General features: G+C 46.9%; 17 protein-coding genes. 8 read left to right on the forward strand and 9 right to left on the reverse strand.

The features are described from left to right. Positions 1 to 47 precede the first annotated feature (47 nt). The 4 genes from NDA01_RS16325 to surE all read right to left on the reverse strand — a co-directional run bounded on the left by NDA01_RS16325 (position 48) and on the right by surE (position 3,861). Complete coding sequence (locus NDA01_RS16325; RefSeq protein WP_348228763.1) at positions 48 to 1,778, reverse strand: glycosyltransferase family 39 protein; 1,731 nt, start codon at positions 1,776 to 1,778, stop codon at positions 48 to 50. After that, positions 1,775 to 2,707 carry an NAD-dependent epimerase/dehydratase family protein gene (locus tag NDA01_RS16330; RefSeq protein ID WP_348228764.1) on the reverse strand — a complete coding sequence of 311 codons (933 nt, stop codon included), beginning with the start codon at positions 2,705 to 2,707 and terminating at the stop codon, positions 1,775 to 1,777. Before NDA01_RS16330 ends, NDA01_RS16325 begins: the two co-directional genes overlap by 4 nt. Before the next feature lie 178 nt (positions 2,708 to 2,885). Further along, positions 2,886 to 3,038, reverse strand: coding sequence for a hypothetical protein (locus NDA01_RS16335; protein WP_190440076.1), 153 nt, complete (start codon positions 3,036 to 3,038; stop codon positions 2,886 to 2,888). 145 nt (positions 3,039 to 3,183) lie between these two features. Further along, positions 3,184 to 3,861: a 5'/3'-nucleotidase SurE gene (surE, locus tag NDA01_RS16340; protein WP_348228765.1), complete on the reverse strand. Its 678-nt coding sequence runs from the start codon at positions 3,859 to 3,861 to the stop codon at positions 3,184 to 3,186. Positions 3,862 to 3,996: 135 nt separating this feature from the next. Between surE and NDA01_RS16345 the strand changes: the two genes are divergently transcribed. Beyond that, on the forward strand, positions 3,997 to 5,184 hold the full coding sequence (locus NDA01_RS16345) for an ATP-binding protein (protein WP_348228766.1): 1,188 nt from the start codon (positions 3,997 to 3,999) through the stop codon (positions 5,182 to 5,184). An 80-nt stretch (positions 5,185 to 5,264) separates the two neighbouring features. On the opposite strand, the gene NDA01_RS16350 is transcribed toward NDA01_RS16345, so the two are convergent. Next, a complete protein-coding gene (locus NDA01_RS16350) occupies positions 5,265 to 5,678 on the reverse strand; it encodes a response regulator transcription factor (protein WP_190549915.1) in 414 nt (137 codons plus the stop codon). Between the two features lie 698 nt (positions 5,679 to 6,376). Further along, positions 6,377 to 6,619: a KGG domain-containing protein gene (locus tag NDA01_RS16355; RefSeq protein ID WP_190440066.1), complete on the reverse strand. Its 243-nt coding sequence runs from the start codon at positions 6,617 to 6,619 to the stop codon at positions 6,377 to 6,379. 540 nt (positions 6,620 to 7,159) lie between these two features. Between NDA01_RS16355 and psb32 the strand changes: the two genes are divergently transcribed. Continuing rightward, positions 7,160 to 7,816 (forward strand): photosystem II repair protein Psb32, encoded by a 657-nt coding sequence (gene psb32, locus NDA01_RS16360; RefSeq protein WP_242024294.1) that lies wholly within the window; start codon positions 7,160 to 7,162, stop codon positions 7,814 to 7,816. A gap of 215 nt (positions 7,817 to 8,031) precedes the next feature. Here the strand turns inward: psb32 and NDA01_RS16365 are convergent, their stop codons facing one another. Further along, on the reverse strand, positions 8,032 to 8,415 hold the full coding sequence (locus tag NDA01_RS16365) for a DUF4346 domain-containing protein (protein WP_348228767.1): 384 nt from the start codon (positions 8,413 to 8,415) through the stop codon (positions 8,032 to 8,034). A gap of 110 nt (positions 8,416 to 8,525) precedes the next feature. Further along, on the reverse strand, positions 8,526 to 9,128 hold the full coding sequence (locus NDA01_RS16370; RefSeq protein ID WP_348228768.1) for a methyltransferase domain-containing protein: 603 nt from the start codon (positions 9,126 to 9,128) through the stop codon (positions 8,526 to 8,528). 42 nt (positions 9,129 to 9,170) lie between these two features. On the opposite strand from NDA01_RS16370, the gene NDA01_RS16375 reads away from it, so the two are divergent. The 5 genes from NDA01_RS16375 to NDA01_RS16395 all read left to right on the forward strand — a co-directional run bounded on the left by NDA01_RS16375 (position 9,171) and on the right by NDA01_RS16395 (position 20,650). Then, positions 9,171 to 9,872, forward strand: a complete 702-nt coding sequence (locus NDA01_RS16375) for a RibD family protein (RefSeq protein ID WP_348228769.1) — start codon at positions 9,171 to 9,173, stop codon at positions 9,870 to 9,872. A gap of 26 nt (positions 9,873 to 9,898) precedes the next feature. After that, positions 9,899 to 11,128 carry a GNAT family N-acetyltransferase gene (locus NDA01_RS16380; RefSeq protein ID WP_431193424.1) on the forward strand — a complete coding sequence of 410 codons (1,230 nt, stop codon included), beginning with the start codon at positions 9,899 to 9,901 and terminating at the stop codon, positions 11,126 to 11,128. A 551-nt stretch (positions 11,129 to 11,679) separates the two neighbouring features. After that, complete coding sequence (locus tag NDA01_RS16385; protein ID WP_348228770.1) at positions 11,680 to 17,724, forward strand: hybrid sensor histidine kinase/response regulator; 6,045 nt, start codon at positions 11,680 to 11,682, stop codon at positions 17,722 to 17,724. Between the two features lie 9 nt (positions 17,725 to 17,733). Next, complete coding sequence (locus NDA01_RS16390) at positions 17,734 to 20,124, forward strand: hybrid sensor histidine kinase/response regulator (RefSeq protein WP_348228771.1); 2,391 nt, start codon at positions 17,734 to 17,736, stop codon at positions 20,122 to 20,124. A gap of 319 nt (positions 20,125 to 20,443) precedes the next feature. Further along, positions 20,444 to 20,650 (forward strand): hypothetical protein, encoded by a 207-nt coding sequence (locus NDA01_RS16395; protein ID WP_348228772.1) that lies wholly within the window; start codon positions 20,444 to 20,446, stop codon positions 20,648 to 20,650. 59 nt (positions 20,651 to 20,709) lie between these two features. On the opposite strand, the gene NDA01_RS16400 is transcribed toward NDA01_RS16395, so the two are convergent. Then, the gene (locus NDA01_RS16400) at positions 20,710 to 21,177 is read right to left on the reverse strand and encodes a hypothetical protein (RefSeq protein ID WP_348228773.1); all 468 of its coding nucleotides are present in this window, start codon (positions 21,175 to 21,177) and stop codon (positions 20,710 to 20,712) included. A gap of 30 nt (positions 21,178 to 21,207) precedes the next feature. On the opposite strand from NDA01_RS16400, the gene cas12k reads away from it, so the two are divergent. After that, the gene (gene cas12k / locus NDA01_RS16405; protein ID WP_348228777.1) at positions 21,208 to 22,545 is read left to right on the forward strand and encodes a type V CRISPR-associated protein Cas12k; all 1,338 of its coding nucleotides are present in this window, start codon (positions 21,208 to 21,210) and stop codon (positions 22,543 to 22,545) included. Positions 22,546 to 23,004: the final 459 nt, after the last annotated feature.

Consider the following 23,004-nt stretch of genomic DNA (forward strand, 5'->3'; position numbering starts at 1 on the left):
AGCCAAAACAAAATCCTGATGACTAGATTCATAGGCTAAGCAACACGTTATCTGGCAGCGCAACGATAAAGTTGATAAGGCACGCCAATACGATGATAGTTTTCCTCATCGCGATCGCAAGCTACCGTCTCTCCTCCCGAATTAGCTTGGCTTGGCAAGCTGAGCTGCTCTGGAAATTCTCTTTGTCTCAAGCCACTGCCAACAATCCACAAATTAGGTGAAGTGGAGACAGGCGGTTGCACGTTGGCTAAATTCTGCCAGAGCTGGTTGTAGGTGGGTTGGCGGCTCAAGAAGCCAAAAGAGATGTTTTGATTGAGTGCCGGAGAAGTGAGCGATCGCCGATGCACTTCCAAGTCGAAGCTCAACCCTAGAGCAACTTCCAAGAGTGTGTCATAACCTGTCACCACCATTAGAGGTTTAGTGGGTTCCAACATTAAATTCTGAGCTACCTGTTGCGGCTGGTAAGGTTTCTGAAAGATGAAACCCATTCCTAAAAAGATACAGCTAAGGAGACCAACCACTAAAACGCTGATCTGAACTCGGTAAACACTCCAGTAGTGAGACCAGGCCATTCTAGGAGGCAGAGAGCTATTTTGAGATAGCTGGGTTAGGCTTGCTCCTAATAAAGCACAGACCGCTGGATAGTAGACAAAGTTGTAGCGCGGCACTACCGTAATGTCTTTGCCTAACACATAGACAATCCCCAAAAATTCCAACAGCACACACAGAATAAAGCTGGTCAAAGTGATGGTTGCTAAACGAGTCTCTGGCTGTACCCAAAGCTGCTTCAAGCCCTGGATGGCATGGCGCATAAGCCAAATTGCAAACACCAACATCAATAAAGCCGCTGGAATAGCGATCCAGAGTGGCTGATTCTCTACAGGGAAGGAGATCACCATGATCAGCCAAGCCGCAGGTAGTTGATAGAGCGGTGCTAGCTTATCGAGCCAACTGGATTGAAAGGGAGATAGCCAATCCGTTTCTGGGCGGCCTGTGTGGCTGAGTAATGTGGGCAACCAAGGGAGATAGCTCAAAGCCACTCCAGAAATAGCTAGCGCGATCGCCCCCCAGTGGTAGCGGAAGATTCTGGAGCGTTGCCAAACTGCCATCCCCACTAAGGTAACGACTTGCCCCACAAACGCCAACAAGAAAAAGTAGTGGATATAGAAGCCAATGCCATTGACCAACATCCAACCGAGCCAAGGCAGCGGTCTGAGCCGTCGAGATTGCCACAAGTCTTGCTGCATCTGGACTAAACCCAACAATGCCAGCGTAATCAGCAACATTGGCAAGGTATAGTGACGGGCCTCCTGCGAGAGATACACCGCAAAAGGAGACACCGCCATCAAAGCTGCTGCCATCAAGCCTGCCTTGGGAGCATAGGCAACGCGATTTAGTCCATAAATAGCTACGATCGCTGCAACTCCAAACAAAGCCGGGAGCGATCGCAACTTCCACACCCAAGACTGGGCCAATGGGTTGATCCACTGCAACCAGCCATGCAGCAAGCAAAAGAACAGCGGCGGATGCACAGACTCAGTGCTAACAGTTTGGGCGATTTGCGGACAACTAACACCCGATTTGAGCGTGAAGACCTGATCCAGCACCGTATGTGGAAACAGCACATTTAGCGGCACATCATAGTAGCTGCGACCAAAGCTAAAAATCGCCGTAATCACTTCATCCAGCCACAGAGGTTTGGCATCCAAGTTCCAGAAGCGTAACGCTGTGCCCAACGCGATCGCTCCGATCAAAGCCAAGTAGTGTAAACGTTTCATGCGCCCAAGATCTCATCATCCACTGAAAAGTCTACTGCCGCTGTGTCCCGACCGGAAACGAGATAATCTTGGTGAAACGAGTCTTTCAGCCCAGAAACAAGATCGAACTTAGGTTGCCAGTTGAGTTCAGCGATCGCCTTTTGCACCGAGGCGAAGAAGTGTTGGGTCCGCAGGGGAAAGGCTTTGCGCTTACCGAAATCAAATTGTTTGGGGTCGTAATGCACAATCTCAACCGCATCTGCCGATTTTCCCGCAGCCACGGCACAGGCGCGAGCCAAGCCATCAAACGTGATATAGCGATCGCCCGAAATATTGTAGACTTGCCCGATTGCTGTCGGATTCCCCAACACATTTGCCATTGCTTGAGCTAAGTCTTGCACATGCCCCAATTGCGTCAAGTGCAGACCATGACCCGGAATTGGAATCGGGCGATCGCGAACAATACGATCAAAAAACCAAGCTTCTAAGTCGTTGTAGTTTTGCGGGCCGTAGATATAGGTGGGGCGAATTGCAGTAAAGGGCAATCCCTGCTCCGCCAGATAAGCTTCCGTTTCGTGCTTTCCACGATGCCGACTTTTGGGGTCTACCGCGTCTCCTTCCACATGCGGCATCTGCTCTGATTTCAAATACACTCCCGCAGAACTCATGTAGACAAAATGTTGTACTTTGTCTCGGAACAGATCTGCTAACGGTTGAGTGTCACCTAACTCTCGACCGTTGTTATCAAAGATGGCATCAAACGTCTCTGCGGCTAGTTTATCTTTGAGTTGAGCAGGGTCTGTGCGATCGCCCTGAATCTGCTGCACTCCCGCCACCGGGGCAGGTTTATTTCCCCGATTAAACAAAACTACTTCATGCCCTTGCTCAACCAAAATTTGGGTCAGGTAGACCCCAACAAATCGGGTGCCACCCATAATCAAAATCCGCATATTCAGACCTCCTCACAACCCAGCTTTATTATCTTAAGACGTGGGAGGGAAGAGGTAAAAGTCAGGAGTCAGAAGCTAGGAGCCAGAAATCAAAAGTTAGTAAATAATAGTGAGGATTCAGGCTAAAGGCAATCACCGTGAAAAAGCGATCGCCCTTAGCCTGAATTTATAGCCTGCTCTATGCGTTTTGAAGTCTGCCTGTTTCAACCAGGCGATCGAGGGCAGCTTTGACATCTTGTTGGGGGTAATTGAGCTGGTAGGCAATCATTACGACACTCCAAACAGGACGCCGCCGGACTACATCAAAGACGCTTTGCTCTAAGTTAGTCATTGGAATTTCTCCTCTGCAAAACTTTGGGCTATCATTCTCCCTACGTTACCTTTGATGAGGCATTCAAAACTCCGTCAATGAGCGCAAATTTTGTCACCCAAAAAGCCTGATCACCAAGGTTAATCTACCTTAAGGAAGGAATAGGTCATAGATGGAGCTGCGTCACGGCAATTTTGCCAGAGAAACAGACATCGACATCACTACCTAGAGTGCGATCGCGTTTGGAATATTCTCCTTTGTAAATTAGGGAGTCTTCCTCAACAGCATAATCAATCGGTAGTGGTTGCTTACAGGAATCACAAAACACGACCTCTGGATCAGGATCACCGGGTTCCAAATGAGGGAGATTGACATTCCAAAAGCTGCCGAGCTCTAGGGGGCGATCGCGCAGCTGGGTTAAAACCTGAGCAGTCCAACGAGCGGCTGTATCCCAATCCACATTACGTCGTCCTTTGCGATAGTGAGATATAGCCACGCCTGGAATTCCATGTAATGCAGCTTCGCGCACGGCTGCTACGGTTCCAGAAATATATACATCTGCGCCCAAGTTGCCTCCAGCGTTGATCCCAGACAGGACAAATTGGACTTTGGGAAAGAGATGGCTGATCGCGATACGGACACAATCGGCAGGAGTGCCTCCGATCGCATACTCGGCGGGCGATCGCTGCTCAATATGAATGGGAGCGGTAGTCGTGACGCGGTGACCACAACCAGACCATTCTAATTTGGGAGCGACCAGCACACCTGTTCCATTCACGGCCTTTTGCAAAGCTCGAATTCCAGGGGCATCAATACCATCATCATTGGTGAGAATTAGAGTCATACTGGGTGGGGGCTGAATTAAAACGGGCACAAAGGGAATTGGCCTTATTTTAGGGGGGCGATCGCGTGATTAATCAAGTAGCTGCTCAATTAGAATGATGCTAGAGCCTGCTCCATCCTTTGAACCTGAGGCACGATGGATTTTAGTCAAGCGCTAGCTGCAAAACGAGACATCATTGTACAAACCTGGATTGAGACAGTTCGCCAGGATTTACAGATTCCGGCGGTTGACGAGCTACCGCGATCGGCAATTCGGGATCATCTTCCTGATGTGCTTGTAGGCATGGTTAGCATTCTCTCCCAGACTCAAAATAATGATATTCAATCCATTGTTGAAAGAAGTTTAGAGCATGGGGTCTTACGGGCGGCTCAAGGTTTTGCACCCAATGAAATTGCTCGTGAGTATCACCTTCTACGTCGGGTCATCTTTGCTACTCTGGAAACCGATTTTCTCAAAGGAACGGTGTCGGACGTAATACGCGCATATAGCTTAATTGACACCATGATTGACGAAGCGATTACCCAGTGCTTCAACAGTTATGTGGAAGAGCGCTTGTGTGAGTTGCACCAACTCCAAAGCCAAGCAGAACTCACAAACCAGGAACTCACTCGCTTAGTGAAAGCGAATCAAGACAATCTATCCCAACTAGCTCATGAGCTAAAAAACCCCCTCAATTCCATTATTGGCTACTCAGAGTTGATGTTGCGAGCGTCTCGCAAGGTGCCAGAGACACGAGACACCACGTCCCATGTAGAGCATATTGAGACTGTCGTTCGTAATGGTAGACAGCTACTACGACTGATCAATGATGCCCTCGAGATTTCCCGCTATGAGGCAGGCAAAATGGACCTGCATCCAGAACCCACTGAAGTACGTTCTGTGATTAAGGATGTGGTAGAGATGCTCAAGCCTTTGGCAGATACCAAAGCTCTAGAGCTTGTGGTTGATTGCGATCGTGCCCCTGCAGCGGTGTATACAGATTCTCTACGCTTACAGCAAATTGTTACCAATCTCCTGAGTAATGCAATTCGCTACACCAAATCAGGCACGATTTGGCTCTCCTGTGAGACTTTAGGCGATCGCCAATGGTTGTTGGCAGTTAAAGACACCGGAATCGGGATTGATCCAGAAGAGCAGTCATTGGTTTTTGATCCCTTTTACCGCGCTGAGAACAACGAAGTGCATGTGCCAGATAGTACTGGATTAGGCTTAGCGATCGTCTCCCAACTCGTCAATCTCATGCAAGGCAAAATTGAGCTGAAATCTCAGCTGGGAGTAGGCTCTACCTTTACTGTGATCTTGCCTCTAAAAATTCAAGCTTAGGAAGCATAAGGTCTATATTTAAGAATTGCTTTTTCCATGGAGCACAAAAAAGCAATCCTCTACTAAACCCTCACAAGTGGCTACTGCGAGGGACTCATTGTGTCTTTCAAACGTAAAAACGCATTAATCCTAGCCATTAACTCGTCATAGTCAATTGGTTTGCGGATGAAGTCGTTGGCTCCCAAGTCTAATCCTGCTGGAGCACTGGCACTCTCAGACGCAGTAATCAAAATCACTGGGATGAACGGTAAGCTTTTATTTTGACGGATGCGCCGGGTTAGTTCATAACCATCCATACCAGGCATCATGGCATCGATCAGGGCTAAGGCAGGAGGTGACGCTTCTAAAAGAGCTAGAGCAGATTTACCATTTCTGGCACTATCAACCTCAAATCCTTCTTCAATCAAAATTGCTTCTAAAAGAGACAAATTATCGGGCATGTCATCAACAATTAAAATGCGTTTGGCTGGGGGGTGAGCTTGAGTAGGAGACATAAAACTATTTTTTAGGTGGAGGTGTTATGGCCCTTCATATTAGTGATTGAAGGGTTAACTTACCTCCGTCTTAAGGTGATCCCAGCTACTAAGCACCTCAAACCAAAACCATTTCAGGCCAACATCAGATCTGTAGCGATCGCCCTCAGTTAACCTCGCTTGGCCCTTCATTCCAGCGACTCAGCTCACTAAGGATAGAGAGGTAAGCTTAAACCTGAGGTAACTCGAAAGCTTAAGAAAGAGGATGCTGGAGGTGTAGTTTCCAGATCCCCTGCTCCTAGTCCTAGACTCAGCAAACCAGTAATGACCGCTGCTAGCAAGAGTTTTTCTGCCATTGCAGTAGCCCCTCAGCTCAATTTCATATCTTAAAGATACTCCTTTAAGTCGATGACAGAAATCCTCCAAGTAAATGACCCAACTGGGTGAGTCGGGAGCATGGGAGCGATCGCGCCTAACCGAATAAAAAAGCACCCAATTTCTATGCCAAATTCAGGCCCAATGAATAGTTTTTTCTACTAAAAATAGCAGCCATTCGTTATAGAAATATTTGCAGGCAGGGAGCAGAGATGGGGGGCGATCGCCAGCAAAATTAGACTGCGATGAACCATAACTAATAAATTAGAATTCTCTAACTATAAAAGCCCCAGTAATTTCTAGGGCTTTTATAGTTAGAACTTCAATAGATGCATGCTTCAAGCCTAACGGTTTTTATGGCTGTTCCGACCGCCTTCACGCCCAATTTCTGCCATGTGATCGCGGTCTTGGCTGACTGTTTCGCCACCTTTACGCCCAGCTTCTCTAGCTTCTTCAGGGCTAAACTCATGAGCAGTGCCTTTCTCGTGTGCAGCCTTGCCACCCATGCTAGCAATCTCACGTTGCTTGCTTTCGTCCATGGAGGCAAACCCCTGTTTCCCTTTCTCTTCCTTCTTTTTATTTGCCATAGAAAGACTCCTTGCTTCAGCGACTATTAAACTTTGTTGAAACCCAAAATCATTACAAGTGATTCACTTGTTGTCTCTAGCCTAAAAAAACAGATGTACCGCTTCCTCCGACTAAGGATTGATAATTAAGAATTAAAAGAGAAAATTTTTCCTTCTAATGACGGAGAGTCATAATCTAGCCCTTTAGACATAGAATTTGGCGTAAATCTAGCCCATTCAAGGTTATAGTAGCCAAGCATGAAAAGCTCACAGAATAAATGTAGTAGCAGTTCTTAATAGATTTTTTAATCAAGAATTTTCAGAAATTTTGATTAAAAAGTTGCGATCGCTCTTACTCCTCCAAATCGCTAATTTTCTGATTCACTCCCTTACGGATTCCGTCTGCATTCTTTAATCTCTGTAACAATTGTTCATAATTCGTCTAAGCGGTGTATCGTGAAAACATTGGTTTAGAGATACGTGCGTATGAGACACTTCCTCATTAACATTCGCTGTTGGAGTGGTTTGCTTCAACGCCTGGTTCTATGCCTAGCGTTAGTTATGTTGGCTGTGCAGTTGGTGGCCTCACCTGCTAGCGCCACTGGAATTTATGAGATGCCTAGCTCGCCGCCACAAACGCTGCTTTTGGACCAAGCTGATGTCATTAGTCGCCTCAACGAAGGCAAAATTACTAAGGAATTAGAAGATTTATCTCAGCAAACTGGGAACGAAGTTCATTTGGTCGTGATCCGTCGCCTTGACTACGATGAGAGTCCAGAAGGGTTTACGAATAAGCTGTTTGAGAAGTGGTTTCCCACCCCTGAAGCCCAAGCCAAGCAAACGCTTTTGGTGCTAGATAAAGTGACGAATCAGGCGGCAATCCGCACGGGTGACCAAGTAAAAGCGGTGATGTCGGATGCGATCGCAACTAGTGTGGCCCAGGAAACGTTGCTGGTACCGTTGGTGCAGGGTGACAACTATAACCAGGCGTTTTTAGATGTGAGCGATCGCTTGGTAGCAGTGCTTTCGGGTCGGCCTGATCCGGGTCCACCTCAAGTTGTGGACAATGTACGGGTGGAAGGAACATTCGCCACGGCGGAGAAAACCGAGCAGGAGCGAGGCAATTCTTTGGTTTGGGTGGTTGGGTTGTTGGTTGCTGCCACCGTGATTCCAATGGCGACTTACTATTTCTACTTGTTTTTACAGTCTCGGGCATAGAACCGAGCCTTGGGGGCACTCGCCCCCAAACCCCCGCTGAGGGACGGTTGCGTCCCCCAGACCCCCTCCAAACGAGCCTAACTGTTAGCGTTTTGAGTCTTGGGTTGCCATTTCTTAATTTCTGGCTCCTAGCTACTTCTTAATTTCTGGCTCCTAGCTCCTGGCTTCTAACTCCTCACCTTTCACTCCCTTCATCCTTCCTCCCTCATCCTTCTCTAGTCCTGCACATATTCCTGTCCAGCGAGCATGGCGGTTTCAGCTCGGACGAATTCTCGGCCTAGGTAGGCGGCGTGATCGAGTTTGGTGACGAGGCTAGGTTCTTTGGACTCAAAGAGTTGGATGCAGAGTTCTTTGGCACTTCTGGCACTGTAGATTTTGGTGTGAGTGCGTTCTACTTTTCCCCGGACTGGGATGACTTCGCCTGTTTCTGGGTCAACGGCTAACCCGCGATCGTTGATGGTGTTGGTGTAGTGCTTGGCGCAAATTTGGTTGGTTTCGCGATCGATGTAGATGATGAAGTAGCCGCCTGGATCGAGGTCGATATAGCGGTTGGATAATTTGTTGTCGAGGACGGTAACTGCTTCAACAATTGGATTCATGGGAATGCGATCTCTGGACAATTTCTCTGCACGTTGATTGTGACCTTGACTACATTCTACGAAGAGACCAGCTCTCTTGCGAATTGAGTTGAACATGCTGGGGCTATCTTTTAATTCTGGCGCTGGAAGCGGCCTAAGTGCTCTTCTCCTTGGCGCTCTAGGATTGAGTTGGCGACAGGTGCTAACTCTAGAATTTGGAAACTAGGTCGAAAATACTGCTGAATCTGGGCGGGTGTGATGCCAAAGGGAGGACCACCCGGACGGTCGTGGGTGAAGAACAGTGCTAGAAGTTGTCCTTGGGGTTTAAGCAAGGTGTGGACGAGTTGCACATAGTCAGCTCGCTGTTCTGGGGCGATCGCGCAAAAACAGGTATGCTCAATCACGTAGTCAAAACTACCAGGAAATTCGGTGGCTAAATCAAAAATATTGCGCTGGAGGAACTGGGCTGGGTTCTGACTAGTTTGAGCTAGGGCGGTGGCGGCAGCGATCGCGGCTGGCGCGAAGTCAAACCCCATCACTTCAAAACCATGAGCCGCAAATAACAGCGCATCATACCCTCGTCCACAACCAAGTACAGCAGTTCGGCCTGGTTTAGGAGCAGGAGATGAGTTTAGCAACTTGACAAACGGTGGTGCAGCTTGTCCAATATCCCAACGGTCTGTACCTTCGCGATACCGTTGCTGCCAATAATCTGCTTCTCGAACTGACACCATAAGTACTATTCTCTTCAACCTTACCTAGTCTAAACAAACTCTATGGTTGACTCGGCTTTGGCTCGACCCCATACGACAGTTGTGTTGGCAATGAGTGCAGATGGCAAAATTGCCGATGTAAGGCGATCGCCCGCTCGGTTTGGTTCTGCTGCGGACAAAGCTCATTTGGAAAAACAAGTGGCTCAAGCAGATGCAGTACTGTTTGGGGCGGGTACGTTGCGTGCTTATGGCACGACGCTGCGGGTCTCTCACTCGGAACTGTTGGAGATGCGATCGCAGCAGGGCAAACCCGCTCAACCTGTGCAAATAGTTTGCTCTCGCTCTGGCAAATTTGACCCCAACCTGCGTTTCTTTGCTCAACCTGTACCCCGCTGGTTGCTCACAATTACCCTTGGGGCAAAAGTTTGGCAGGAGAGAGCTGAGTTTGAGCGCATTCTGGTGGCTGAGGCACCTGAGGTACCTGAGCAAACCTTGGACTGGGAGCAGGCTTTTCAGCAATTAGCCACGTTGGGAATTCGGCGTTTAGCGGTGCTGGGAGGTGGCGAGGTAGTGGCTTCCTTGATGGCTCTGGATTTGATTGATGAACTGTGGCTGACGGTTTGCCCCTTGATTCTGGGTGGAGCGATCGCGCCTAGCCCAGTGCAAGGTTTAGGTTTTTCGGCAGAATCAGCGCCCCGCTTAGAGTTGCTCTCGGCGGAAGCTAACGGCCCCGAAGTTTTTCTCCACTATCGCCTGCAACGCTGAAAAGATTGAATTACGCTAGAGAGCGGATGGCCCTAACTCCAGCAATCATGGTCGAACAACTCCAGCCCCGGTATTCCCTCGCTTGGATCAACAAAGTTTCTGAAGTGCCCCAGGCTGAATGGGACGCATTAGCCATGCCCTTGAACACTCCATTTTTTGAGTGGGACTGGCTCAACAACATGGAAACCTCGGGCAGCGCTACCGCCAAAGCGGGATGGTTGCCCAATCACCTCACTGTTTGGCGAGATCGCCATCTGATCGCTGCTGCCCCGCTCTATATCAAAGGCCACAGCTATGGCGAGTTTGTCTTCGACCAGCAGTGGGCCGATTTAGCCCAGCGCTTAGGCATCAGTTATTACCCCAAACTTCTAGGGATGTCGCCCTTCACTCCTGCTGAAGGCTATCGCTTTCTGATTGCCCCTGGCGAGGATGAAGACGAAATCGTAGAAATGATGCTAGACGAAATCGATCACTTCTGCGATCGCAATCGCATCTCTGGTTGTCACTTCCTCTATGTCGATCCGGAATGGCGACCTGTTTTAGAACGTCACGGCTTCACCCCTTGGCTGCATCATAGTTTCATCTGGAGTAACCTCGGCTTCCAAAGCTTTGATGACTACCTCAATGTTTTTAATGCCAACCAGCGCCGTAACATCAAGCGAGAACGCAAAGCTGTTGAGAAAGCAGGTCTGACGCTGAAAACGTTTACTGGAGATGACATCCCCAACTCCCTATTCCCACTGATGTATACCTACTATGCCGATACCTGCGACAAATTCGGCTGGTGGGGTAGCAAATATCTAACCCGGCGGTTCTTTGAGCAACTCCAGCCCCACTACCGTCACCGAGTCGTTTTCGTCGCTGCCTACAGTGAACAAGACCCCCATCAACCGATGGGCATGTCATTCTGTCTCACTAAAGGTGATCGGCTCTATGGACGCTACTGGGGCAGTCAGCAAGACATCGACTGTCTTCATTTCGATGCCTGCTACTACAGCCCAATTGAATGGGCGATCGCCAATGGTATTCAAACTTTCGACCCTGGCGCGGGTGGTCGTCACAAAAAACGCCGAGGCTTCCCTGCCACGCCCAACCATAGCCTGCACCGTTTCTACGACAAGCGCCTCAGCCAAATCCTGCGATCGTACATCCGGGAAGTGAATGAGCTAGAGCAGCAGGAAATGGATGGCATCAACGAAGCCCTTCCTTTCAAGCAAGCCAATGCCAATTTAGATCAAACAGATGGTGTCCTTTAAAGAATTATTTGTCAGAAAGTGTTTGTAAAAGAGCGTCAAGCAATGCTTGATTCCCATCTCCGCCAATTCTTAGTTAATGGTCGTAGCATCAGCCGGATCATGAACACATAAATCATGCCTTCGTGATTCGCTGATAAGCGTTCGTAGTCACGAGTCAGAATACGAGCGTTCTCTCACCATGTCCCAGGGCGCTCAAACATCCATCGTTTGGGTTCCACTTGAAAGCCTTTCGTCTCCTCAGCATGTTGGCTAATTTCTAGTTCCATTTAATGCTCCCCAAATGCTTGCTTGACCAGAGTTGCTAAACCACCCTGATACCTTTTTTCTGCTAGAACTTTGGTAATCCTTTCGTAGAGCTTTAATACTCACAACAGCACCGCAGGGCCGCTTCGACAATAGTCTCTAAATCTTGTCATCTATTCTAGAGATAGACGTGATCGTAATGCTGCTAACTTTGTCGTGTCCAATCGCTCATTCAGTAACTCTTTCAAGAATGAGCCTAGATAACAGTCGAGCATTGACCACCCACCCGTATTACCACAAAAAAGAAAATGAGTTCTACGATCGCTGGCTACAACTTGCTCGAAGTTCTCTATGAAGGGGCTACAACCTGCGTTTATCGAGCTAGAAGAGCATCTCAAAGTGATCTGGGATCAACGGTCATTATCAAAACACTGAAAGCCGAATATCCAACGGTGAATCAGCTGAATCAGTTGAGGCATGAATATCAAATTCTGCAAGACTTAGAAATTGAAGAAATTGTTAAGCCTTTAGCATTAGAAAATTACGGCAATGGGCTAGCTCTAATTCTGTCTGATTTTGATGGAGAATCTTTAGCAAAAGCGAGCGCCACTCGACCTTTTGAGTTAAACAATTTTTTACAAACTGCGATCTATTTAGCTGCAATCTTGGCGCAGTTGCATCAGCAAAATATTGTTCACAAAGATATTAAGCCTTACAACATTCTGGTGAACCCAGCAACAGGTGAAGTCAGGCTGATTGATTTTGGGATTGCTACCCGTCTATCCAGAGAAAATTCAACGATTAGCAGCATTAATGGTTTGGAAGGCACACTTTCCTATATGTCTCCCGAACAGACTGGGAGAATGAACCGCTCGATCGACTACCGCACTGACTTTTACTCTCTAGGCGTTACTTTTTACGAGATGCTGACTGGGCAGTTGCCGTTTCTAGGAACCGACGCGCTAGAAATCATTCACTGTCACATTGCCAAAACCCCCGTTCCACCTCATCTGGTCAATTCAGGAGTTCCAGAGGCACTATCTAACATTGTCATGAAGTTGCTGGCTAAGACGGCAGAGGAGCGTTATCAAAGTGCGCTGGGGCTGAAAGCTGACTTGGAGTTGTGTCTAGAGAGGCTACAAACTGGCACAATTTCTCCTTTCCAGGTGGGAGAGTTCGATCTATTTAGCCAGTTTTCGATTCCAGAAAAGCTGTATGGGCGCGATCGCGAGGTTAATTTATTGATGAGTACGTTCGCTCGCGTAGCGTGTCCGCAGGACAATCACGTCAATGCTGGCAAAACGGCAGCTTTGATGGTTACGGGCTACTCTGGCATTGGTAAATCCTCGTTAGTCAATGAAGTTCACAAACCGATCGTTAGCGCGAGAGGATATTTCATCTCTGGCAAATTTGACCAGTTCCAGCGCAATGTCCCTTACTCTGCCCTCATCAGCGCCTTTCAGTCACTGGTAAAACAACTTCTGACGGGAAGCGAAACCCAACTAGCGCAATGGAAAACTAAACTTTTAGCCGCTTTGAGCTACAACGCTTCTGTCATGATTGATGTAGTTCCGGATGTAGAGCGGATTATTGGCGAACAACCTCCTGCTCCGGAGTTAGCACCTACGGAAGCTCAAAACCGATTTAATCTGGTTTTCCAAAACTTTATCCGGGTATTCTGTTCGCCTGAGCATCCTTTAGTTCTGTTTCTCGATGATTTGCAATGGGCTGATGCCGCCACGCTGAAGCTGCTAGATGTAATATTGACTGATGCAGAAATAGGTTATTTGTTTTTAATTGGCGCTTATCGAGATAACGAAGTGAGTCTGAGCCATCCCTTGACGATCGCTCTAGAGACACTACGCGCTAAAGCCGTTGTTATTCATGAAATCACTCTGGCTCCCTTAACTCTCACGGATGTTAGCCATCTGATTGCGGATACGCTGCATAGTGATATCACGTCTGTCTTATCCTTAGCTGAATTAGTGATTCGCAAAACATCGGGCAATCCCTTCTTTGTGAATCAATTTTTCAAAACGCTATATCAGGAAAGCGTGCTAACCTTCAATCCGCTCTCGAACCACGGGAAAGCTAGCTGGCAGTGGGATATTACCCAAATCGAGTCGCTTGACATTACCGATAATGTCGTTGAATTGATGATTCAGAAGCTGCGAAAACTACCTGAATCGACTCAACAGGTGTTGCAGTTAGCTGCATGTGTGGGCAACCAGTTTGACTGGCAAACGCTAGCAATTATCTATAAGCGATCGCCAGTTGCAACCTATCAAGATCTAGAATCAGCGATCGCAGAAGGATTAGTATTACCCGCCTCTGAGTTAACCCTTCCCCCAGATCTCACAGATACATATCTAACCAGCCTAGAATCTAGGTTTCTCCATGATCGGGTGCAGCAGGCGGCCTATGCCTTGATTGAGGATACTTCTAAGCAAGCGACTCACTGGCAAATCGGTCGTTTACTTTGGCGAAACATATCCCCAGAAACATTATCAGAAAAGATATTTGAAATTGTCGATCACCTCAATTTAGGCATTGAGCTAGTTACAGATAAAGCGGAACAGATTGAGATTGCCAAACTTAATTTAATTGCTGGCCAAAAAGCTAAGGCAGCAACGGCCTATGCAGCGGCGATCGCGTATTTGCAATTTGGGCTGAAGTTGTTAGCCGAAGATAGCTGGAACCATCAATATGACCTGACATTATCCCTGCATACTGAAGCAGCGGAGGCTGCATTTTTGAGCGGTGGCTTTGAAGAGATGCAGAGATTGGCTGCAATCGTGCAAAACCGCGCCAAAACGTTGTTGGACAGCGTCAAAGTGTACGAAATCCAGATTCAAGCTAATATGGGGCAGCAACAGCTACTAGCAGCACTGAATACAGGATTGCGAGTCTTAAAGCAGTTGGGGATAGAGTTTCCTGACGTGCCAAATCCAGCGGATATTGGGCAGGCTCTAGGAGAAACTGCCGCAATTTTGAGCGGAACGCCAACTGAGGCATTAATTGATCTCCCTGCAATGAGCGATCCTCATCAACTCGCTGCGATCAGGATTTTGTCCAGTATCTTTTCTGCTTGCTATTCTGGCATGCCCTCACTGGTGCCTCTGACCGTATGCAAACAAGTCAATTTATCTGTGCAATACGGCAACGCTGCTGTATCTCCCTTTGCCTATGCTGTCTACAGTCTGCTGCTTTGTGGAGCGGTAGGAGAGATTGAGCGGGGCTATGAGTTCGGTCAATTAGCGTTACGTCTCGTGTCGAAGTTGAATGCCAAAGAAATCGCAGCCAAGACCTGCCATTTGGTCTATGCTGGCGTTCAACACTGGAAAGACCATGTCCGAACTACGTTAGAACCATTTCTATCAACCTTCTCTAGTGGACTGGAAACTGGAGATTTAGAATATGCTGGCTATGCCGTTATGGTGTGGAGTCATTACTCGTTTTTTGCGGGTCAACCACTCATACAGCTCGAACGAGAAATAGTAACTTACGCAGATGCACTCCATAATATCAGCCAAGAAACAGCGCTGAATAATACAAAAATCTGTTGGCAAGCCATCTTAAACCTGATGGAAGGCACCCAAAATCTATGCCAGTTAAAGGGGAAAGCTTACGACGAAGCGAAAATGCTGCCACTACATCAGCAAACCAATAACCAACTGGCACTCCACTACCTATATTTGCACAAACTGGTGCTTTGTTATGGATTTGAAAATTACCGAGAAGCTCTAGAACATATCCCTCATATAGAGAGTTCTTTCGGAGCATCTACAGGACAACTCACGGTTGTAATCTTCTATTTTTATGATTCCTTAGTACGACTAGCTAGCTATTCTGAAGCTTCACATATTGAGCAACAAAATATTCTAGAACGCGTCCAAACCAATCAAGAAAAACTGCAAAACTGGGCGCATCATGCCCCCATGAATCATTTACACAAATACTATTTAGTAGAGGCAGAACGGCATCGCGTTTTAGGCAAGAAAATAGAAGCAATGGAACTATATGACAAAGCCATTGCTGCGGCCAAAGAAAATGAGTACATCAATGAAGAAGCTCTAGCTGATGAACTAGCTGCTAAGTTCTATTTAGCGTGGGGTAGAGACGCGATCGCCCAACTCTACTTTCAAAAAGCGCACTACGCCTATCAAATCTGGGGTGCTCAAGCTAAAGTGGAGCATTTAGAAGAAAAATATCCTCAATTTTTTGCTAAAGCTGCTACTAAGAGCGGCACACACACAACCAACCCTCAAAGGACAACCAATCATCCTGGAACGGAGCACAACCTGGATTTAGCCACGGTCATGAAAGCTGCACAAGCTCTTTCGGGTGAGATCGTTTTTAGTAAACTACTAACAACGTTGATGCAAATTTTGCTAGAAAATGCGGGTGCGGAAACAGGGGTACTCATTTTAGAGAAAGATGCACAACTCTTTATTGAAGCGACTGGGCAGGCAAAGCAAAATGAAGTTATTGTTCAGCAATCGATCGCGGTAGAAACCAGCCAGCAGATCCCGCTGTCCATCATTAATTATGTGCGGCAAACTCAGGAAAGTGTGGTTCTAAATAATGCAACTCGCGAGGGGATTTTTACCACCGATCGCTACATTCTCGATCACCAACCAAAATCTGTTTTGGGTGCGCCCATCGTGCATCAAGGCAAGCTAATTGGCATTCTTTATCTAGAAAACAATTTAACTGCAGGTGCTTTTACAGCAGAACGAGTTAAAGTTTTACAGCTTTTATCCTCACAAGCCGCGATCGCCATTGAAAATGCCCGTCTTTATCAAGATTTAGCCCTTGCTAATGCCGACTTGAAGCGATCCCACGAACAGTTAGAGAATTACAGCAAAACATTAGAAGCAAAAGTTGAAGAACGGACGGTACAGCTACAGCAAGAAGCACGCGATCGCCAAAAGGCAGAGCAAATTGCTCAGTCTGCCAACCAAGCCAAGAGTGAGTTTTTGGCCAACATGAGCCACGAACTGCGGACCCCGCTGAATGGCATTTTGGGATATACCCAGATTTTTCAAAAAGACCGAGAACTATCCCAACAGCAACAGAATCGCATTGCCATCATTCATCAATGCGGAGAGCACCTCCTCAACCTAATCAACGATGTTTTAGATCTATCTAAAATTGAAGCCCGCAAGATGGAACTGTATCCGAGGGAGTTTCATTTTGATGAGTTTTTACATAGCATTGCTGAGATTTGCAGAATTAAAGCTGAGCAAAAAGGGATTACGTTAAGCTACCAAACTTTGTCTCCATTACCTAAAGTGATTCGAGCCGATGACAAACGCTTGCGTCAAGTCTTGCTGAATCTGCTGGGCAATGCGGTTAAATTCACCGAAACTGGAACGATCGCTTTTAAGGTAGGTTATCACGAGCAGAAAATTCGCTTTCAAATTGCAGACTCTGGCATTGGCATTGCCTCAGATGAACTAGAGGAGATTTTTCAGCCGTTTCAACAAGTCGGTGAAAATAGCCGCAAAACCGAAGGAACCGGGTTAGGACTGGCGATCAGCGGTCAATTGGTAGAGATGATGGGCGGCACGCTTCAGGTCCAGAGTACGTTGGGGGTAGGCAGCACGTTCTGGTTTGATCTAGAGCTACCAGAAACTCAGGCACCAATAGAGGCTACGACTACCTCAAAGGGAGCGATCGCCGCGATCAAAGGCGACAAGCGGAAAATTTTAGTGGTAGACGACAAGCCTACAAACCGCGCCATCCTCGTCAATCTCTTGGAGCCGCTCGGATTTGAGATGTTAGAGGCTGTGGATGGTGAAGATGGATTGAACAAGGCGCAATCATTTCGGCCCGATGCTATCTTGATTGACTTGGTGATGCCAAATCTAGATGGTTTTGAGGCCACCCGACGACTTAGGTTGATGCCAGTTCTGCAAGACACGATCGTGATTGCAGTTTCGGCTAGCGTTTTTGAATTCGATCAGCAACAGAGCTTCAAAGTAGGCTGCAACGATTTTCTGCCGAAACCCATCCGAGAAGACGCGTTACTCCAGAAATTACAAGCACACTTAAAACTAGAATGGATTTACGAAAATGCTAACGAAACTGGGGCACCCTGGAAACAAGATCAGCCAGAAAATAACTTCATAATGTCCTCCTTAGCTGCGGCTGACTTCCCCACTCCACCCGCTGAAGAACTGGCTATCTTTCTGGATTTAGTCATGCGAGGAGATTTACGAGCCATTGCCCGACGAGCGATCCAATTAGAAGAGTCAGACCCACAGTTGAGGCCGTTTACCACCCACTTAAAACAGTTAGCCAAAGAATTTAAGGGGCGGCAAATTTTGGAATTTTTAAACCAACTTTAAGAGGCGTTTATGAATACAGGCATAACTGAAGAAGATGTGATTTTAATTGTGGACGATATGCCCACAAATTTAGATGTGCTGCTCGACTTACTAGAGGCGGCGGGTTTCAAAGTGGTGATCGCAGAAGACGGAGAAAGAGCGATCGCTCTGGCAGAGTATGCACCTCCTGATCTGATTTTGCTCGATGTTCTCATGCCTGGAATTGATGGCTTTGAAACCTGCCGCCGCTTGAAGGCAAACCCCGCTACCCAAGAGATCCCAGTTATTTTTCTCACGGCAGTTAGCGATAACGTAGATAAAGTTAAAGGCTTAAATCTGGGCGCAGTTGATTACATCACGAAACCGCTACATCATGAAGAAGTTTTGGCTCGAGTCAATACTCATGTGCGGCTGCAAAACCTCACCAAGCGCTTAACAGCACAAAATGAGCGACTAGAGAAGGAGATTCAACAACGCCAACACCTGGAGGTAGAACATGAGCAAGCATTTAGAGCCTTACAGCGCAGTGAAGCTCGATTTAGATATCTGATCGAATCCAATGTGATTGGCGTGATTTTTAGCAAGCTAGACGGCAGTATTACAGACGCAAATGCTGCCTTTTTGCAAATGGTAGGGTACGATCGCGCTGACTTAGAAGCGGGTAATATCAATTGGCAAGTGCTCACCCCTCCAGAATATAACCATTTCAGCCAAGTCGCAGTGGCAGAACTCGCCAGTTCGGGAGCGTTTAATGCCTTTGAGAAGGAGTACTTCCATAAAGATGGCTACCGGATTCCAGTCATGGTCGGTGGCGCTTTGCTGGATGAATCGCAAGAGGCGATCGTGAGTTTTGTGCTGGACCTGACACAGCATAAGCAAGCAGCAGATAAAATCCGGGAACAGGCAGCTCTGCTCAACATCACCACGGATGCCATCCTCGTCCGAGATTTAGATAACAAAATTCAGTATTGGAACAAGGGCGCAGAGCAGGTTTACGGTTGGAGTGCGGAAGAGGCGATCGCCCAAGACGCAAATCAGCTATTGTATCCCTCAGACTCGCTCGATCAGCTTGAAAGTGCTCAAAGCAGTTTAAAAGCATCTGGCACCTGGCAAGGTGAATTGTATCAAGTCGATCGCCAAGGTCAAGAAATCATTGTGGCGAGTCGCTGGACCTTAATGCATGATGCCCAAGGAGAACCGCAATCGATCTTGACCGTCAATACCAACATCACGGAAAAGAAACAGCTCGAAAGTCAATTTCTGCGAACGCAACGGCTGGAAAGTTTGGGAACCCTGGCGGGTGGCATTGCTCATGATCTCAACAACATTCTGACTCCCGTTCTCAGCACAGCCCAATTGTTACAGTTCAAGTTTCCCCATGCCGATCAGCAGAGTCAGCATTTGTTTGAAATTATTGAAACGAATACCAGACGGGGAGCGGCTCTGGTGAAGCAAGTGCTGCAATTTGCGCGTGGGGTCGAGGGTAAACAGGCGATCGTGCAAGTGAAACACCTGATCCACGAAGTGAAGCAGATTGCTGAAAAGACGTTTCCTAAATCTATTGAGCTGGTCATCGACGTGGAACCAGGGCTTGGGCTGGTGTCTGGTGATGCCACGCACCTGCATCAAGTGCTCATGAACTTGGTCGTCAATGCTCGTGATGCCATGCCTCACGGCGGTACACTCACTATTTCTGCCAAAAACCTGTTTGTAGACGAACCCTATGCCCGCCTGCATCTGGATGCCTCGGTGGGTTCCTACATTGGACTGATTGTGAGAGACACCGGAACTGGCATGCCACCGGACATTGTAGATAGAATTTTTGAACCTTTTTTTACTACTAAAGAGCTGGGCAAAGGCACAGGATTAGGGCTTTCTACGGTGAGGGGCATTGTTAAAAGTCATAGAGGATTCATAGATGTGTCTAGCAAGGTGGGTCAAGGAACTGAGTTCAAAGTATTCTTGCCAGCAGTAGAAGCATCTGTTCCCATTCAAGTAGAACCTGCTAATCCAGCCAATGGCAATGCCGAATGGATTCTGGTGGTCGATGATGAAACAAAGATTTTAGAAACAACCAAAATGGCGCTGGAAGCTTATAACTATCATGTGCTAACAGCCCACGATGGCATTGAAGCGATTTCACTCTGCGCTCGCCACAAAGACCAGATTGCTGTCGCCCTAGTCGATATGATGATGCCATCGATGGATGGCCCCACCACCATTCAAACGCTGCAAAAAATTAATCCGCAGATTAAAGCGATTGCCGTCAGTGGCTTTGTCTCGAACGACAAATTGCAGGGGGCAAACGGCATCCAGAACTTTATTGCCAAGCCCTACACCATTCAAGAGCTGCTACAAACGCTACAGACTGTCCTCAGACAGCCCACCGAGAAACAAATGCAATATAATTTTATCGACTGACATTAATTCCTTAAACCGGAATTTTGAAGGGGTCAATTGCCTGCTAGAAGCTGAAACCCCCAAAATTCGTAAAATTGGACATTAATTCTTTATAAAGACAAATGGTGTCCTTTAAAGAATTATTTGTCGCATTTAAAGGATTAATGTCCATTTATCTTGAGAGTTTAAACCTGGCTGAAGCTTTAGCTAGGTAACCATTTAGGCCAGATTTTATCTCAAATATTTCTGTTCAAGAGTTTAAATTGAATGATGTCATAAATTTTTCGATTACCTTTTTATCTTTAAACCGAATCATGTCTCATATTTAAGCCTTGAGATATTGGATCCACAAATTAGAGTTGGCGATCGCAACCTCTGCATACTCTGTCGCCATTGGCAGGTTCTAGATGAGGTGAGCAGCGATCGCACTTTTCCCTACTCCCAGCTCTCCCATCAAAATGAAGAACTGTTGGTCTTGTTGCTTGAGTCAGTGGTCATTTCTTTGAGAAGCTGCGATCGACCTGTGAAGCCTTCTGAGGATTGTTGAAGGTTGGGGAAGGAAATCACTTGTAATTGGGTCGCAATAGGTTTAGCCATAAGTTATGGCTACCACTTAGTCACATCTTGAATAGCTTGAGCCGTTTCTGTAATAGCTGCCTCATCACCTAGAGCAGAAATTACAAGATTCAAAGCTGCTATGTCACTTAGCAGGTTAGGACGAGTACGATAGGAGAGAAAATGCATTAAACTTTTCCAGACATTAAAGCAATTTGAAGCATTAACTAGATGGAGAGCCAGTGCCGCTAATGCTTGAGCACGAGAGAAGTCATCCTTAATTGCCTGAGCAGCTTCCAGCGCTTTAGGGAGTACCTCAGGCAATTTACTTGCCAGTACTGTCAATGCTTGAGCACGAGAGAAGTCATCCTTAATTGCCTGAGTAGCTTCTAGCGCTATGGGCAGAAGATTTTGGGGCAGTTTGTTGGCTAGTGCGATTAGTATCTTGACACGCTCGTCCTCATCTTTAACTATCTGAGCAGCTTCTAAAGGCAAATTCAACTTTTTAATACTCTGCACTATCCAGTCCTGTTTGGTAGTGGCAGTGACCTGTTCTGGTCTGTTCAGACCAGCGAGGAGGAACTGGAAATATCAGGGAGTGAGCACAAGAAACAAAGCTCCAAAAAACGTAGATGTAAAAAGAAGCAAAAGAAATCGAGCGATCGAATCTGCGTTAATTTCAATGGGTTTAGAAAATTTTTGAAGCAATCGGATGATGTTTTCAAAGTTCAATGCGATCGCCGCCAGCTCCCTATCCTCCAGCAGATTGTGACAGATTGGCAGGCTTATCATCAACTGCCTGACGAGAAAAAGTACAGCCTTGGCTTAATGGTGCTGAAAACGGCACAACTGCTTTGGAACCAAGACGACCAGAAGCTTTACAAAAAGATGTCTAAAAGGAAAGCTTCAACAGCTAATGAAAGTCACTCTGAGCAACCAATTGAACCTTGGCAGTCACATCGTCTATACCTTCACTTCACGATTGATCCGAGACTGCTTACTGCTGAAGGAACAGAAACAGTCAGACAGGAAAAAATTACTGAAACAGGTAAAAAGCTTGACGGCTTGAAAAAGGCGATGACTGAGCAACTTCGTAAGGATATCGAACTTAGCAAAGGATCTGAAGATTCAGCCAAGAAGCAGAAAAATCGCGAAGATAGGATTAGAGCAAGTACTAGTTCCCTAACTGCCCTACAACAGCCTACTCCAAAGCGGCCCAACAAGCTTTCCTACCAGTCTCAACCTCACATTTTAGTTGGAGTCAGTTTCAATCGAGAGCAGCCTGTAGGCGTCGTTGTCATGGATATGACCACACAAAAGGTTGTGGAGTATCAAAGTGTCAGGCAATTGCTCTCTAATCGCACTATTAAAGTTAAACGTGGTAATCGTAGTGCTACGCAGCTGCGGTTAGAGAAATACCGACTAATCAGCCGCCATCATCGACAGCAACAAAAAAATGCAGCACGCCGAACGCAAGAGCAAAAACAGAACCGTTATGCTGAGTCGAACGCTGAGTCAAATTTAGGAGAGTATGTCGATCGCCTCCTTGCTTCCAGAATCGTTAAATTGGCTCTGAAATGGCAAGCCAGTAGTATTGCTTTGCCTAAAATAGGTGATATTCGAGAAAGCATTGAGTCTGATATTAAGGTTAGGGCTCAACGCAAGTTTCCCAATGAGTTTGAGCGACAGCAACGCTACGCTAAGCACTTCCGCAACAGTATTCATCGCTGGAGCTACAGCAGACTTGCAGAAGGCATTAAAAGCTGTGCTTCTAAAGTAGCCATTCCAGTGGAGCTAGGGCAGCAACCTGCTGAAGGCACTTTGCAAGAGAAGGCCGCTCAAGTTGCTCTATCTGCCTATTACACTCGAGAAGCTCCAAAAAGTTGAACGGATTTTGAACCTTGATAATAAAATAATTTTTAGCGCACTTGTTTGAGTTCATTTGAACTGAACAAGGGTAAGTATGGGTCAGTTTAATTGCTTTCCGTCCCAGGATAGCTGTCAGTTCCTATCGTAGGCTTGCCTGCAAATTGATGCTAAGTCGCGCCTAGCATCAGGGAGCTATGTCTTTGTAATCTTGAGTGCCCACCTTGGATAATAGAGGTGTAGATGCTTTTATCATGGCAGCTACCAAACGCCCCGAGCAAGGGTGAACCCATCTAAACTTTGGCAAACCGAAGCGAGAATAAAATCCCCCTTAGGTTCGCCAAAAACTCTGAAATCCTTGTATAAACTAGGACGTGTTTTAAAACCCTAACCTAGAATGGAAATAACCGTATTTCAAAGATACCTAATAGACATTGGTCGCACGCAATCCAATCTCGCGAAAAGACTTAACCAATCAAC

Source organism: Trichocoleus desertorum AS-A10 (genome assembly GCF_039962155.1).
Taxonomy (GTDB): Bacteria; Cyanobacteriota; Cyanobacteriia; order FACHB-46; family FACHB-46; genus Trichocoleus.

What these genes read in the sequence shown, in the direction of transcription:
- psb32 (WP_242024294.1), top strand. Translation starts at nt 7,160, where the DNA reads ATGTTGGCTGTGCAGTTGGTGGCCTCACCTGCTAGCGCCACTGGAATT.
- NDA01_RS16355 (WP_190440066.1), bottom strand. Translation starts at nt 6,619, where the DNA reads ATGGCAAATAAAAAGAAGGAAGAGAAAGGGAAACAGGGGTTTGCCTCC.
- NDA01_RS16370 (WP_348228768.1), bottom strand. Translation starts at nt 9,128, where the DNA reads ATGGTGTCAGTTCGAGAAGCAGATTATTGGCAGCAACGGTATCGCGAA.
- NDA01_RS16335 (WP_190440076.1), bottom strand. Translation starts at nt 3,038, where the DNA reads ATGACTAACTTAGAGCAAAGCGTCTTTGATGTAGTCCGGCGGCGTCCT.
- NDA01_RS16350 (WP_190549915.1), bottom strand. Translation starts at nt 5,678, where the DNA reads ATGTCTCCTACTCAAGCTCACCCCCCAGCCAAACGCATTTTAATTGTT.
- NDA01_RS16385 (WP_348228770.1), top strand. Translation starts at nt 11,680, where the DNA reads ATGAGTTCTACGATCGCTGGCTACAACTTGCTCGAAGTTCTCTATGAA.
- NDA01_RS16390 (WP_348228771.1), top strand. Translation starts at nt 17,734, where the DNA reads ATGAATACAGGCATAACTGAAGAAGATGTGATTTTAATTGTGGACGAT.
- surE (WP_348228765.1), bottom strand. Translation starts at nt 3,861, where the DNA reads ATGACTCTAATTCTCACCAATGATGATGGTATTGATGCCCCTGGAATT.
- NDA01_RS16380 (WP_431193424.1), top strand. Translation starts at nt 9,899, where the DNA reads ATGGCCCTAACTCCAGCAATCATGGTCGAACAACTCCAGCCCCGGTAT.
- NDA01_RS16365 (WP_348228767.1), bottom strand. Translation starts at nt 8,415, where the DNA reads ATGAATCCAATTGTTGAAGCAGTTACCGTCCTCGACAACAAATTATCC.
- NDA01_RS16375 (WP_348228769.1), top strand. Translation starts at nt 9,171, where the DNA reads ATGGTTGACTCGGCTTTGGCTCGACCCCATACGACAGTTGTGTTGGCA.
- NDA01_RS16345 (WP_348228766.1), top strand. Translation starts at nt 3,997, where the DNA reads ATGGATTTTAGTCAAGCGCTAGCTGCAAAACGAGACATCATTGTACAA.
- NDA01_RS16330 (WP_348228764.1), bottom strand. Translation starts at nt 2,707, where the DNA reads ATGCGGATTTTGATTATGGGTGGCACCCGATTTGTTGGGGTCTACCTG.
- NDA01_RS16325 (WP_348228763.1), bottom strand. Translation starts at nt 1,778, where the DNA reads ATGAAACGTTTACACTACTTGGCTTTGATCGGAGCGATCGCGTTGGGC.